Origin of the sequence: Ferruginibacter sp. SUN106 (genome assembly GCF_050611765.1) — a bacterium.
Lineage (GTDB): Bacteria > Bacteroidota > Bacteroidia > Chitinophagales > Chitinophagaceae > Ferruginibacter.
Map to the genome: position 1 here is coordinate 18510 of NZ_JBODJC010000007.1, position 15412 is coordinate 33921.

Annotated in this window: 8 protein-coding genes; 4 read left to right on the forward strand and 4 right to left on the reverse strand. The window is 37.9% G+C overall.

Annotated elements, in window-relative coordinates; genetic code table 11:
- Positions 1 to 24: 24 nt before the first annotated feature.
- The 3 genes from ACQ334_RS23795 to prfA all read right to left on the reverse strand — a co-directional run bounded on the left by ACQ334_RS23795 (position 25) and on the right by prfA (position 5712).
- Positions 25 to 3510, reverse strand: a complete 3486-nt coding sequence (locus tag ACQ334_RS23795; protein WP_430990793.1) for a glycosyltransferase — start codon at positions 3508 to 3510, stop codon at positions 25 to 27.
- 419 nt (positions 3511 to 3929) lie between these two features.
- The gene (locus tag ACQ334_RS23800) at positions 3930 to 4568 is read right to left on the reverse strand and encodes a hypothetical protein (RefSeq protein ID WP_430990794.1); all 639 of its coding nucleotides are present in this window, start codon (positions 4566 to 4568) and stop codon (positions 3930 to 3932) included.
- Between the two features lie 79 nt (positions 4569 to 4647).
- Positions 4648 to 5712 (reverse strand): peptide chain release factor 1, encoded by a 1065-nt coding sequence (gene prfA, locus ACQ334_RS23805; protein ID WP_430990795.1) that lies wholly within the window; start codon positions 5710 to 5712, stop codon positions 4648 to 4650.
- Positions 5713 to 5796: 84 nt separating this feature from the next.
- Here prfA and ACQ334_RS23810 point away from each other — a divergent pair, with 84 nt between their 5' ends.
- Positions 5797 to 7008: an amidohydrolase family protein gene (locus ACQ334_RS23810; RefSeq protein ID WP_430990796.1), complete on the forward strand. Its 1212-nt coding sequence runs from the start codon at positions 5797 to 5799 to the stop codon at positions 7006 to 7008.
- An 85-nt stretch (positions 7009 to 7093) separates the two neighbouring features.
- Here ACQ334_RS23810 and recO read toward each other — a convergent pair whose 3' ends face one another.
- Complete coding sequence (recO, locus tag ACQ334_RS23815; protein ID WP_430990797.1) at positions 7094 to 7825, reverse strand: DNA repair protein RecO; 732 nt, start codon at positions 7823 to 7825, stop codon at positions 7094 to 7096.
- 199 nt (positions 7826 to 8024) lie between these two features.
- Between recO and ACQ334_RS23820 the strand changes: the two genes are divergently transcribed.
- The 3 genes from ACQ334_RS23820 (at position 8025) to ACQ334_RS23830 (ending at position 15362) form a co-directional block, all read left to right on the forward strand.
- The gene (locus ACQ334_RS23820) at positions 8025 to 10418 is read left to right on the forward strand and encodes an efflux RND transporter permease subunit (protein WP_430990798.1); all 2394 of its coding nucleotides are present in this window, start codon (positions 8025 to 8027) and stop codon (positions 10416 to 10418) included.
- Positions 10419 to 10559: 141 nt separating this feature from the next.
- Positions 10560 to 13706, forward strand: coding sequence for a SusC/RagA family TonB-linked outer membrane protein (locus ACQ334_RS23825; RefSeq protein ID WP_430990799.1), 3147 nt, complete (start codon positions 10560 to 10562; stop codon positions 13704 to 13706).
- Positions 13707 to 13748: 42 nt separating this feature from the next.
- The gene (locus ACQ334_RS23830; protein ID WP_430990800.1) at positions 13749 to 15362 is read left to right on the forward strand and encodes a RagB/SusD family nutrient uptake outer membrane protein; all 1614 of its coding nucleotides are present in this window, start codon (positions 13749 to 13751) and stop codon (positions 15360 to 15362) included.
- The last annotated feature ends 50 nt before the right edge of the window (positions 15363 to 15412 follow it).

Sequence of the window (15412 nt, forward strand, 5' to 3'; positions counted from 1 at the left end):
AAAGGTAAAGCACTAAGCTGTAATTTAAGCAGCAGGTACCTGTTTTACGTTTCCGGTGCGTTTTAAAACGCCCCAACCCTGTAATTCTCCTTTAATTGCCTTGTTAAATGATTTGATTAAAATATAATACATCAGCTGACGATAGACCAACCGTTGTGGTATCATCCAGAGTAATTTTTTATAATCTTCTTTTTCAAACGCAAAAGCCAGTGCAGCGCCTGCAATATCTACCACAGAAAAAATGAGGTAGTAAAAAATGATGTGGCTTAAACTTGCAGGTACAATACCAAAGCCGGCCGCTATTAAACTCAATACTAAAATAAGGTCTGCCAATGGGGCTAAAAAAGGCAGTATCATTTGAAATACAAGAATATTGGGTAAAGCCACCATACCAAAATTCTTGTATTTAGAATTGAATACAGCATCACGGTGTTTCCAGAAACATTGTATAACGCCAAAGCTCCAGCGAAAACGTTGTTTCATAAACTGCTTCATGGTTTCCGGGGCTTCGGTGTAGGAGATAGCCTCATTGCAATTTCTTACCAGGTAATTATTGCGGTGCAGGCGCATGGTAAGGTCGCAATCTTCGGCTAAGGTATCGGTAGTAAAACCACCGGCTTTAATGATAGCTTCTTTTTTAAAAGCACCAATAGCACCCGGTACCACAGTAATACAATTCAACAGATCAAACGCACGCCTGTCAAAATTTTGGGAGGTGATATATTCTATACTTTGCCAGCGGGTGATCATGTTTATTTCGTTGCCTACTTTTACGTTACCGGCAACGGCACCAACTTCGCCTTTCTCTTGCGGGTTGGTGAATTTTTTCATTAACTGTGCAACAGCATCCGCTTTTAATTGTGTATCAGCGTCTATACAAACAACATATTCTGTGTCGGCAAGGTTAATACCATAATTTAATGCAGATGCTTTGCCCCCATTGGGTTTGGTGTGTACCTGTACATTAGGTACACCTGCAAAATTTTCGCTGACAATTTTATAAGTGCTGTCTTTACTGCCATCATCTACAAAAATAATTTGCAGATCAGGATAAGTTTGTTGTAACAGATTGCTTACAGTTCTTACAGCATTTATCTCTTCGTTATAAGCCGGTACAATAATGGACACTTTTGGAAAATTGGGTTGACTAATTACAGGTATAATTGCAGCATTAGCCTTGTTTTCTTTTTTTCTTTGTAAAGATGCCAATACCGCCATTGCCACCATGCGGAAAATAGATAACACAATACCCACAATAAATAAAGAAAATAAAATATTACTACCCCAGTAAGTTCCTTCTGCAATTATAAAATTCAGTTTATTGGCAAATGACGAAGGAACTTTTGGCATTACATCATCTTTGGTCTTACCCATTAAATCTGCTACGGTAGTAAACTTGCAGCCTTTCTTTTCGAAGTAATCAATGATTCTTGGTAATGCTTTTACTGTTTCTGCCCTTGTTTCTCCTCCGGCATCATGTAATAAAATGATATTTGCATTTCTTTCTTCTGCCTGCTTTATAGTTCGGGCTACAATGCTATCAGCTTTTATACCAACTTCCCAATCTTCCGGGTCAATACTTTCGCCAACAGTGATGTAATTATCCTTTTTGCTTCTTGCCAGTGGTTCAATTTCTTCAAAGGTTTGCGGTTCACTATCAGCGTTATAAGGCGCCCTGAATAAAATGGTTGATCTTCCGGTAATGGTTTCAATTAGTAAACGGGTTAACCTTAATTCAACTTCTGCCCGTTCGGGGCTCATCTTTGCAATATTACCATGAGTAAAAGTGTGGTTGCCAATTTCAAAACCATCTTTATTAATGCGCTGTAAAAGAGGAATATTTTTTTCTCCCTGCAAACCCACAATAAAAAATGTAGCAGGAATTTTTCTGCTTTCCAGGATGTCTAAAATCTTCGGTGTCCAGGTTGGGTCGGGCCCGTCATCAAAAGTAAGAATGAGTTTATGCCCAGGGCCAATTGCCGAAGTATCTTCTGCAAATTTTTTATAAACATAACCAGAGGGAAGCTGAACATAATTCTGCTCAGCAATTAATTGTTCGGTGCTGTCAATTTGTAAATCAATCTTTCCTTCCTGCGGAGAAAATAAAAAATCGAGTAGCTCGCCACCGCCATTATTAACTGCAGTAGGTTTACCGTTGTTATTATAATCAACTGTAGAAAGGAGGTTAAAGTTAAAAGGATTTAATTGTAAGGCATCATTGCTTAGATCCTTGTTGTAATATTTCCACATACGGGTGTCCTCACTACCTATACGCCATAAAGCTGTGCCTGCAGTAGCATACTCGTCGCTAAAACGAAGGATATTAAAAGTGGTGGCTGCGTCAGTAAACCAAACTTCGTGTTTAAATTTTTCGCTTGTGCCATCTTTATTTTTAACTTCTTCGGTATAACTATAATGCAGGTTATAACTGTCATTATCATAGTCAACAACAGCATTTACGTTTTTTGCATTATTAATGGCTTCAGAATATGTAACGTCATTTACTTCATCTACTTTACCTTCTTCATCTAGTCTCCAATCGTACCCATAACCTGCAATACCTAAAATAATTTTTTCACTTTCTATTTTTGCTGCGGTCCAATCTATAGCTTCTTCAATCCATTTTTGTGCACTTAAAGGGCCCGGCATTGTTGTGTTGCTAAACTGATCATAAGCCATTAAGATGATATAATCATTATAGTCAGAAAGTTTTTCATAATCATAGTCGTCATTTTTAACTGCTACATCCATAGTAACAGTCATCCCCAAAGGATGTAAGGCTTCATATAATTCTTTCTGAAACCGGGTAAGTGGTTCATTTGTCTTTTCAATTAACTCTTCAAAATCTATATTGATGCCCTGGAGTTTATAAAAACTTAGCGTATCCACTAATTGCCTGATGATATTTTTTCTTTTGATACTGTCGTTGAGAATTTCATGTAAAAGTGAGCCGTCAAAATCTTTTCCGGTATGAAAGTTATTGAAGATGGGCATAATCTGCAATTGCTTCTTCTTCATTACAGCAAGTCCGGCACTGTCAATTCTTGTTTGCAATTTATAAGTAATCGTATCTATAAAGAACCATTCCGGGAAAATAGTATTTAAATTATCACCGTATTCTTCAAGACTGGGTAATGATGCAGTTTGGTTCCATGGAGTGTAAAATGCAGCTCTTATGTAAGGGTTTTTATTAGCCGTATCTGCATAAAAACGATGAGCATTTTTTAAAGAATCTTCAATTGTTTTCTTTTCTAAAAAATCTTTAAAGCCTTTATATTTTTTATTTTGGCTGTGGGCAAAAGTTAATGGCTTAGAAGGATCTAAAGTATTAGCATATTCTTTTGATTGCTGATCGTAATTTAATTGAGAAGGGATGGCTGCTCTTACTAAAGCAATAATAACTACGGCCATTAAAAAAAGAAAGACCATTAAAATGATCCGGGTGGTCCATTTTACTTTTTTCCAGCGGGAAGGGCTATTAGTTTGAAATATCTGCGATTGCATACTCATAATACTGCAAAAATATCTTAATTAAAGATAGTGCACCGTTAAACATTGGCAAAGGCAGTTGCCTTTTTTTGGCATTGGTACAAAAGAGAAGCCCCTGTAGAAACAGGGGCCGTTTACCAAAACTAACTGCTTATGAGAAATTTTTGAATATTTTGTTGTTGTGTGTTCTATTTATAAGTACGCAAATCAGGTGCCAAAGGTTTTAATGTTTGTGTTAAGAGTTTCTTAATACCCAAACAACTTTGTTTTACTTATCCTGATAACGAAAAAAAGAACTGTTTATTTCTTAAGAAACGAGCTTTAAAACTTTTATTCTAAAACCGCTTCTTGTAATATCAGACACAAAGTTATTTATTTGGTTTAATCAAAATAAAAAAGCGCCCTGTTTACAGGACGCTTTAACAATATCTTAATCTTTACTACTTAATAAAGCCTTTTATAAGATCCATTAAGCCACTACCGCCATTTTGCTGTTGCTGGCTTTGTGCACCACCAGCTAATTGCGATACAATATCCATTAATCCGCCGCCTCCGCTAGTGCCGCCGCCTTGCTGGCCGCCGCCGGTAAACTGGCTGATCAAATCCTGGAAATTAAAGCCGGTATTTCCCGCTGCCTGCTGTTGCTCTGCCACTTGAGTACTTTGGCCACCAGTGATAGAGTGTAATAATTTATCTATGCTAAAGCCGCTGTTATTTGGATCATTGGTATTGCTTACCAGGTTGCTGATAACACTTGGTATTAAGCTGCTGGCAACACTGTTAGCCTGGTTACCACCAAGGTTGAATTTGCTCATTAATTTGCTGGCAAAATGCCCTATCATCATATTTACGATAGGGTTGCTCATAAGGCTCTTACTATCTTGCTGACCATTATTACCGCCAAATAAAGACAATATATTTTGTAAGCCACCACCAGCAACCATATTACGCAGACCCGATGCTACTGTATTGGTAGCTTCTGCAATTACTTCGTTGTTTTGATCGTTGGGTACAGCAGGGTTGTTGATTACGGTTTCGTCGGCGCTCCCTTTTACCAGGTTGAATAATTCTTCTAACATAGTTTAAGTTTTTAATTGTTGATGGAAAATTTCCGCAATGAAGATAGCAGAAATTGCAAAATAGTTGCAACCCTGAATATTAATTTTGTGTGGCCAGTTTTTCCGCATTTTCGGCAAATTGCAGGGCATCTAAAAACTCCTGTATCTCGCCGTTTAAAACGTTATCCAGGTTATATACAGTAAGGCCAATTCTATGATCAGTAACCCTGCCTTGCGGAAAATTGTAGGTGCGTATTTTAGCACTTCTGTCACCGGTGCTTACAAGGCTTTTGCGTAAATGAGAAATTGCTTCTTCCGCTTTTCTTACTTCCTCATCGTACAGTTTTGTACGCAGCATTTCCATAGCTTTTAGTTTGTTACCCAACTGCGACCGGTCCGTCTGGCACATTACCACTATGCCCGTAGGTTTATGAGTAAGAAAAACCTTGGTTTCCACTTTGTTTACATTTTGTCCGCCGGCGCCACCACTTCGGGCAGTTTCCATTTTTACGTCACTTTCCTTCAACTCAAAATCCACCTCTTCTGCTTCAGGCATTATAGCTACGGTTACTGCACTGGTATGTACACGGCCCTGGCTTTCTGTATTAGGTACCCGTTGTACCCTGTGCACGCCACTTTCAAATTTTAAAGTGCCATATACATCATCACCCACCACTTCAATCTGTACTTCTTTATAGCCACCTACGGTACCTTCACTTTCACTCAATAGCGCTGTCTTCCAGCCCTTCTTCTCAAAATATTTTAAATACATTCTTAACAGGTCACCTGCAAAAAGCGATGCTTCGTCGCCACCTGTACCGGCACGTATTTCTAAAATGGCATTTTTTTCATCAAAGGGGTCCTTAGGTATCAGCATCTGGCGTAAAGTAGCTTCCAGCTGCGTTTTCTTTTCTTCCAGCGCAGGCAATTCAAGTTTGGCCAGTTCACGCATTTCGGCATCATCACTCTTTAAAACCTCTTTATTAAATTCAATATCATCCAATAGCCGAACATACTCGTTCCGGCCATTTACAATTTTCTCCAGGCTGCGGTACTCTTTACTGATGGCAGCAAATTTTTTATTGTCGCTTACAATTTCCGGATTGGTAAGCGAAACGCCCAAATTATCGAACCTTCCTTTTATGGCATCTAATTTATCTAACATACTTTTGTCCCGCTAAAAGGGAAATTTATTTTTTGTGATCAACTTTTCGCTGGCGGCAAATTTACAATTTATCAACCAATCATTTTGTATAGAAAATTTACAGGCAATAATATTTTTACCGGGCAACAAATACTGCCCGAAGGCAACGTATTAATTACTAATGAAAACGGGGTAGTAGATGGCATTGTTGCTGCAGCAGATGCAGGCGATAATATTGAAACATTCAACGGGATTATCAGCCCAGGCTTTGTAAATGCGCATTGCCACCTGGAATTATCGCATTTAAAAGGGCGGATACCTGAAAAAACCGGGCTGGTGGAATTTGTTTTTAAAATAATTACTGAAAGGCATTTTGCAGAAGATGAAATTGTAGCAGCCATTGCCACTGCCGAAGATGAAATGTTGCAGAACGGCATTGTAGCCGTGGGGGATATTTGTAATAATGCATTAACCATTCCTCAAAAGAAAAAAGAAAGGCTGTACTATCATAATTTTATTGAAGTGAGTGGCTTTGTACCGGCTTTTGCGCAAGACAGATTTGACAGATCAGTAACTATTTTAGAGCAATATCGGTCAGCGGCAAAGGAAAATGATCAATATTCAATATTCAATGATCAATGTTCAACTTTAAGCCCACATGCACCGTACTCTGTTTCACCGCAATTATTTGAATTGATTAATAATGCAACTGAAAATAAACTGGTAACAATACACAACCAGGAAACGGCAGCAGAAGAAGAATTTATAAAGAATAAAACCGGTGATTTTTTAAAGCTGTACGAAAAGATGGGTAGCGATATTTCATTCTTTACACCCACAGGTAAGAGCAGTTTGCAAAGCTGGTATCCAGGGCTCAATAAAAATCAATCGACAATACTGGTACATAATGTAACCACTTCAACTGCAGATATTTCATTCACTAAAATCCAAAATCTAAAATCTGAAATCAAAAATTGGTTTTGTCTTTGCCCCAACGCCAATCTTTACATCACCAACTCATTACCTGATGTAAACATGCTGATACAAGAACAATGCAATATTGTTTTGGGTACCGATAGTCTTGCATCCAATCATCAATTGAATATACTGGAAGAGATAAAAACATTACAAAGCAATTTTCCGCAATTGAAACTGGAAACCATGCTGCAATGGGCTACCATTAATGGCGCTACAGCTTTGCAAATGGATAGCAGGCTCGGCAGTTTTGAAAAAGGTAAAAAACCGGGCGTGGTGTTGATTGAAGGAGTAGAAAATCAGCAACTTGATAAAAATTCAATTTCGAAAAGGATTTTATAATTGGCCCGCAGAAAGTGCAGAAATTCGCAGAAAAACTGCACTGTATTCTCTTCAGCGGCTTTCTGCGATTGCTGCAGGAAAATTCCTAGAGTACTTCATGCAAAACCATCAGCGTTTTCATTTGCCCAAACTCAGGGATATGCAAAGCATAATAATCATGAAAATGCAATAATAACTGGCGCCGTATAATATGGTTCAGGCTAAACTCTTCCAGCTCGTAAGGTTGCATTACTTTTAATAACTGCGAAGTGAGTGCTGCCTTTTCACCCTCAATAAAATGCGGATGCACCGGTTGATGATCAATAAACATGCCTTCCTGCAGATCTAAAAAACAATTCCCGCTATCAAAATCATCTGCCATTCTAAAGCCAAAAAAATGCGTAAGGTGCAATGCAAAAAACAAAGGAAAGTTGGCGGCTACTTTTTTGCTGCAGCCATCTAATTGCAATAAAGCAGCTTCACAAAAATTAAAGAGATCAGCATTGGCTTCAGGCTGTTTAAGGCATTTCTGCAGCAACTCCATCATATAAGAGGCAATACTGTTTTTAATCACATCTGTAAGTACCGAATCAAATAAAACAGCCCAACCAAATTCCTTAATGCGATGCATGGGTTTGTTTTCGCTGTGGTAAACGATAAGGTCTAAAATTGCAGCGGGCTGAAAATAATTGGCTTTTGCAGAAGCTTTTTTTGCTGTGCGTACACCATTTACCATATAGGTTTGCACACCAAACAATTCGGTAAATATGGTAACCACCAAACTGGTTTCACCATATTTTATGGTGCGTAATACGATGCCTTTTGTTTTGTGTGTCATGGTGTTTTGCCACAGATTGCACAGATTTTCACAGATAAGAAAAAAAGAGAACTTGCGACAGCTTGTATATAATTAAGGCAAAAATGAGTTTTTAAAATCGCAAAAAAAAATCATTGAAAGGGAATAGCGGCTTACAATTAGGTATAAATTGGTTTTCTTTGCACAATCATAAATTTAAAATCATAAATCCAAAATCGAAATGTGGCAACGTTTAGGAAGTTTTGTAATTAAGAACAGGTTAGTGCTATTAATCATATTATTTGCAGCTACTGGCGTGATGGGCTTTTTTGCAAGCCAGGTAAAACTGAGTTATGAGTTTGCAAGAGCTATCCCGGTAGATAATCCCAAATACAGGGACTATAAGGATTTTCAGCAAAGATTTGGAGATGATGGTAATGTGCTGGTGATGGGGGTTAAAACAGATAATTTTTTTAAGCCTGATGTTTTTGCAGCCTATTACAAATTACATAAACAATTAAGAAAAGTAGAATATGTAGAAGAAATACTAAGCATTCCTGCAGCAATTGGCCTGGTAAAAGATACACTTACTGATAAATTAGTACCTGCCAAAATATTTTCTGACTCCGTAATTGAAAAAGGCTTGCTGGATTCAGCAAAAAATGCTTTCCTCAATTTGTCTTTTTATAAATACAAATTGTACAATCCCGATGAGCATGCTTATTTAATGGCAGTAAGGATAAATAAAGTAGCGCTCAACTCTGCCAAAAGAACAAAAATTGTAGAAGACATAACCACTGCGGTTAAAGCATTTGAGACAGAAACAAAAATTGAAACTCATTTAAGCGGATTACCACTGATAAGAACAGTAGTAGGAGACAGGATAAAAAAAGAAATGAGCTTTTTCCTGATTGGCTCATTGGTTTTAAGTGCATTGATCTTGCTGATATTTTTCCGTTCTATCAGTACTACATTACTTTCTTTACTGGTGGTGTTGTTTGGTGTGGTGTGGAGTTTAGGGATTTTGGAATTATGCAAATACAAAATCAGTCTGCTTACTGCGTTAATTCCACCATTGGTGGTGGTTATTGGTATACCCAACTGCATATACTTTATTAATAAATACCACACTTCTTATTTAAAAAGTAACAATAAAAATGGTGCGCTGGTTGATATGGTAAGTAAAATGGGCGTGGTTACCTTATTCTGTAATATTACCGCCGCCATTGGCTTTGCCGTTTTTGCACTTACTAAAAGCGCTATTTTAAATGAATTTGGTGTGGTTGCCGGCATCAGTATCATGGTAATATTTTTTGTATCCTTTATTTTATTGCCATCGGTATTAAGTTATTTGCCGGCACCTAAGGAAGCGCAAACCAGGTATCTAAATAACCGCTGGCTCACGTCTTTTCTATTACGCATAGAAACATGGGTGATGCACCACAAAAAATTTGTTTACGGTATAACTATCGTTGTACTCATTTTTTCAGTGATTGGTATTTTAAAAATTAAAAGCGTAGCCTATATTGTTGATGATTTACCCAAAACTGATAAAATTTATACCGACCTTAAATTTTTTGAAACCAATTTTAAAGGTGTAATGCCCCTGGAAATTGTGCTGGATACCAAAAAGCCAAAGGGAATTTTAAAATCAACTGTTGATATTAATAAAATTGCTTTTTTCCAGGATTCATTTTTAGCAAAGCAAAATAATATTGCCAAACCACTTTCCGTAATTGATGGTATAAAATTTACTTACCAGGCAATAAGTGAAGGCCAGGGCGATTCAACTTATACACTACCTGCATTTGGTAATCCTTTAAAAGATCTGCATGATAAGTTAAGGCAGGTAAATGTGCGTAAGGAAAATGCCGCAATGACTGCAGCAGATTCGGCTACCTTAAAACTCATTGGTTCTTTTATTGATTCTACAGAACAGTACTTACGCATCAGTATGAACATGGAAGATATCGGTACGGCTGCATTGCCATCTGTTGTTGATTCTATAAAGCGCAATGCCAACAGGATATTAAACGGTATTGATAGTGTGGATGTAAAAGATACAGCAAACACAACTTACAATGTTACAGTAACCGGTACCAGTTCAACTTTTTTAGAAGGCAGCCGTTTTATTGTAAATGGTTTAAAGGAAAGTGTTTTCTGGGCATTTATTCTCATCTCTTTTTGCATGCTATACCTTTTTAAATCGGCACGTATTTTATTATGTTCATTAATACCCAACCTTATTCCTTTGGTAATAACCGCAGGCGTAATGGGCTGGGCCGGGGTGCCGTTGAAACCCTCTACAGTGCTGGTTTTTAGCGTGGCACTGGGAATTGCTATTGATATAACCATAAGATTTTTAGTAAATTATAAACAGGAATTGCCAGTATATAATAACGACATTAATGCTACCGTTAGTGCTACCATAAAAAATACCGGGTTAAGCATTGTATATACTTCCCTGGTGTTAATAGCCGGCTTTGTTATTTTTTGTTTCAGTGGCTTTGGAGGTACCAAGGCATTAGGCTGGCTTACTTCTGTTACATTATTTGTTGCCACCTTAACCAACCTTATTTTATTGCCGGTGTTACTACTGCTTGTAGGATCTAAAAAAAAATCATATAAGGACTAAAGTTTTGAAATTCTAAAAAACACTTTAAAATAGTAACTAATAAGGTAGAAAAGCAGCTAAAAGGGTAACAAACTTGTCCTTGCATATGAATATTACAATAATTGTGAATTATCTTTGTTATAACATTAAACTAATAAGCAAATGAGAAAATTGATCTTAACCCTGTCGGGAGCATTACTTCTTTGGATGAATGCCTCCGCACAGAACCGTCCGGTAAGCGGAACGGTTACCAATGAAAAAAATGCTCCTTTGGAAGGAGTGACCGTCGTTTCCCCGGACGGTAAATTTGGTTCACAAACAGATAAAGATGGTAAATTCAGCCTGTCTTTACCGGCTACGGTAAAAACGCTGGTTTTTTCTGTTATCAATTACCAGACTGTTACACGCAGTGTAAAAACAGTAATGAATGTAAGCATGAGTTTAACCGACACCAAGCTTGAAGAAGTGGTGGTAGTAGGTTATGGTACGCAACAAAAGAAAGCCTTTACAGGCTCTGCTTCAAAAATTGATGCAAAAGAGTTTGCTACTCTTTTAACCCCATCAATTGACAGGCAGCTTGCTGGTAGGGCGCCAGGTGTTCAGGTAACTACTTCAGGTGGTTTGGCTAATACACCTGCTGTAATCAGGATCAGGGGTATCCAGTCAATTACAGGTAATAACGGCCCATTAATTGTTTTGGATGGTACACCTATTATAACAGGTAATTTAGCAGGTGCTACTAACTCCAATGCCTTAGGTGATATTAATCCTTCTGATATCGAGTCAATCGATGTATTGAAAGACGGATCTGCTACAGCCATTTATGGTTCAAGAGCCGCTGCCGGTGTAATTCTTATTACCACTAAAAAGGGTACAAAAGGTAAATCAAAAGTTACTTATGATGGAATTGCCGGTTACAGTAATCCACTTAAAAAATTCGATTTATTGAATGCATCTGAATTTGTAACTATAGCCAATGAAAAGCTGACCAATGCAGGTTTAGCTGCAAGGGCCGGCGTTAACACTACAGCGCAATCTTACAATACAGATTGGCAGGACCTGGTGATGAATAAAAATGCTTCTAATCAAAGCCACACTATCGCTTTACAATCAGGTAGCGATAAAACCACTTTCTATTTTTCAGCTAACTACAACGACCAGAAAGGTATTGTAATCAGCAATTATAATAAAGCATACAGGATCCGTTTAAATGTGGATCATGAATTAAATAAGTTTGTAAAATTAGGCAATAACTTATCTGTAAGCCGCCAGCAGGATGGTGACCAGAATAATGGTTCTAACGCATTAGGCGGTGCCATTGCTTCATCTTTACGTTTATTACCTAACGTTTCTCCATTCTTATCTACAGGTTGGGATGGCTATAATATTACTTATAGCCCCACAGGTACAAGTACCAACTCTATGTTTGTTGGTCCTAACTCACAAAGTGTGGATGATAACTTCTTCAACGTATTGTACACAATGAAGAAGAATAAACTGTATTCAGATAAATACAGGATCATTGACAACGCTTATATTGAAATTTCGCCATTAAAAGGTGTAAAATTCCGTAGCCAGGTAGGTATGGATATGTTTAACGATTACAGTTATACCGGTCAAAATGTTTTCCATGGTGACGGCTATAGTGTAGGTACATCAAGTAACTCAGATTTTAATATCCTGAGGCTAGTATGGTCAAACGTTTTGAATTATAACAAAACCTATAAAGGACACAGTGTTTATTTAACAGCTGGTAACGAAATACAAACAGAAACAGCTAAATCATTATCTGCAAACGGCGGATCATTAACCGATCCTTTCTTTATTGCAGAAAATTATATTACTAACTCTGGTACCAACAATACTATCAATGGTACTTATGATGTAAGAAACGGTTTCTTGTCTTATTTCGGCAGGATCAATTACGATTTTAAAAACAAATATTTTTTACAGGCAAGTATCAGAAGAGATGGACAGAGTTCATTAGCACCAGGCCATAAATATGGTTCTTTCCCTGGGTTTTCTGTGGGTTGGAGACCATCTGAAGAAAAATTCTGGAATAAACGTTTCGTAAATGAATTAAAGATCAAGGCTTCTTATGCAAAAGTAGGTAACCAGGTAGGTGGATATCCTTACCTGACTAATTTTGGAGCACGTAACTATGGTAACCTTGGTGGCCTTGGCCCAACAGGTGTGGGAAACCCCGATGTATCTTGGGAAACAAGTGCTAAGTATGATGTAGGTTTTGACCTGGGATTACTTAAAGACAGAATTACTTTTACAGCAGATTATTTCTTAAATGATGTTGACAACCTGATCCTTGATGTACCGCAGCCTTTAAGTGCTGGTATCCCGGGTTCTATTGACTTAAATGGTGGTACCATTTCTCAGAACATAGGAAAGTTACAGAATAAGGGTATTGAATTAGGTTTGAATTTTGGTATTATCAGAACCAAAGATTTTTCATGGGACTTAAACGTGAATTATTCTAACGTTCAAAATGAGATCAAATCTTTATACAATGTTGGTGGTGTTCCTGTAACACAGATCCCTAACGGTAACTATAATGTTATCCAGGTAGGTGATCCAATCAATATACTTTGGGGTTACCGTTCTGCCGGCGTTAATACTGCTAACGGAAATCCATTGTTCCTTAAAGCGGATGGTTCATTGATCCAGCTTAACCTTTCGAGAATAACTGGTTTTACTGTGGGTAGTTTTTATACTGCAACAGACAAAAACAATGGTGCTTTAGGTACCGCTGCAACATTAACAGCTGCCGATAAAGTAAAATTGGGTACCTCTACACCAACTTATTATGGTGCATTTACCAATACTTTTAATTACAAAGGATTGGAACTGGAAGTGATGTTCCGTTATTCTGGTGGTAATAAAATCATGAACTATACAAGACAGGAAGTGATCTTTAACCAGAGTTTCCAGAACAATGGTAAGGAGATCTTAACCAGGTGGACTACACCAGGCCAGGAAACTGAAGTTCCTAAATTGTATTATGGACAGGCGGCTAACATCAACCAAACAGCAAGTGCCACTTCAAGATTTGTTGAAAAAGGTGATTATATCAGGTTACAGAATTTGTCTATCAGTTATACATTTAAAAATGGCAGCTTAGAAAGAGTTACCAATGGTTATGTAAAATCAGCAAGATTCTTTGTACAAGGTCAGAACCTTGCAGTTTGGTCAAAATACAAAGGTGCCGATCCAGACAATATCAGCACACTTGGTATAGATGCAGCGGTATCTCCGCAGGTACGTAATCTTTCTATGGGTGTTTCTTTAGGTTTTTAATGTATACTATAAACTCAATAATCATATTAAACGAATACAGTTATGAATAAAATAAAAATGGGATTAATACTGTTTCTTCCTTTACTTTTTAGTTGTAAAAAAGTATTAGATACAGCCCCCTACAGCTCATTAACAGATGCCAGTGTTTTTACCACTGCATCAAAATGTGCCCTTGCATTAAACGGTGTTTATGATGCGGCACAGGGAGATTATTATGTAACGGGAACAACTGAAAACAGGGGTTATCCATTTGGCGCAGCCAATATTTATCAGTCTGATGCCCGTGGCGAAGACCTGGTAAATATCCAGGCATTTTTACAAATCACTTACCAGGGTACTTACAATTCCACTTCTGCCAACTGTGTGGCTATGTGGAAAGGTTTGTACGAATTGATCAATAAAGCCAACGTTTCAATTGCTGGTTTCAGAACAGCTGGCGCCGGTGGTGTAATCAGTCCTACAACTGCATTACAATATGAGGCAGAATGTCGTTTTTTAAGAGCAATGGCACACCACGAAGGTTTATTATTGTTTGCAAAACCTTATGCGGATGGTGCTGGTTCAGCTTTAGGTATTCCATGGAGAGATTTTCCTATCAATACCACCTCTGCTGTAACCTCTATTCTTACCAGCCCCCGTATGAGTGTTGCAGGAGTTTACACAAACATTTTGGCTGATCTTGATTTTGCAGAAGCTAACTTACCTGCATCTATTGCTGTTACTGGTTTCACTGGTCCAATCAGCTTCAGGGCAACCAAAGCTGCTGCCATAGCATTAAAGATGAGAGTAAAATTGCATAAAGGTGATTGGGCAGGAGTTATTACAGAAGGAGCAAAGATTGTTCCCACTGTTGTTACTCCAGCTAACCCAGCTGGTACAGTATCTCCAATTGGATCTTATGCTTTGATGGCTTCACCTGAAACTCCTTTCATAAATAATAATTCTCTTGAAAATATCTTCTCTATCAAAAATGATCCGGTAGATGCACCAAGTACTAATGGTGGTTTATCCAGGTTATTAGGGGCAGCAAGCTTGAACGGCAGGGGATTGGTTTCAATATCTCCGATCATTTACAATAATGCTGGTTGGTTATGCGATGATAAACGCAGAAGCCTTTTAACTGTAGCTGGTACAAACAGTGCAGGTACGCAAAGTATATTTACCACAAAGTACAGGGACTATGCAACTTATGGCGACTATGCTCCGCAGATACGTTATGCTGAAGTATTATTGACATTAGCAGAAGCTGAAGCAAGAAATACTCCTGCTGTTGTTTCTTCCCGTGCAGTTGATCTATTGAATGTGGTTAGAAACAGATCTTTAACAACACCTGCAACACAGCAATATACCGTTGCAAGTTTTGCAACTTCAGTTGATTTAATTAAAGCTATTTTATTAGAAAGAAGGATTGAACTTTTAGCTGAAGGAAGACGTTGGGGTGATATCAGCCGTTTAGCTGTTGATGCTAATTTTACAACCGGCGGTATTCCTGCTAAAGCATTAAACGGAACTGTTGGTTTAGCTACTTTTGTTTGCGGTGCAGGATATACACCTGGACAAACAGCAATACCTTATAGCGATTACCGCTTCCTGTGGCCGATCCCGGCTTCTGAAGTGGTTTCTAATCCTATAGTAGTGCAGAACCCTGGTTACTAATAAGAACAAACTACAATAAATAAAAAGAGGCTGCATCAATAGATGATGCA

Bases quoted from the DNA above. Each gene is read 5' to 3' on its own strand.
- recO (WP_430990797.1), bottom strand. From the start codon at position 7,825: ATGACACACAAAACAAAAGGCATCGTATTACGCACCATAAAATATGGT.
- ACQ334_RS23830 (WP_430990800.1), top strand. From the start codon at position 13,749: ATGAATAAAATAAAAATGGGATTAATACTGTTTCTTCCTTTACTTTTT.
- ACQ334_RS23795 (WP_430990793.1), bottom strand. From the start codon at position 3,510: ATGAGTATGCAATCGCAGATATTTCAAACTAATAGCCCTTCCCGCTGG.
- prfA (WP_430990795.1), bottom strand. From the start codon at position 5,712: ATGTTAGATAAATTAGATGCCATAAAAGGAAGGTTCGATAATTTGGGC.
- ACQ334_RS23825 (WP_430990799.1), top strand. From the start codon at position 10,560: ATGAGAAAATTGATCTTAACCCTGTCGGGAGCATTACTTCTTTGGATG.
- ACQ334_RS23800 (WP_430990794.1), bottom strand. From the start codon at position 4,568: ATGTTAGAAGAATTATTCAACCTGGTAAAAGGGAGCGCCGACGAAACC.
- ACQ334_RS23820 (WP_430990798.1), top strand. From the start codon at position 8,025: ATGTGGCAACGTTTAGGAAGTTTTGTAATTAAGAACAGGTTAGTGCTA.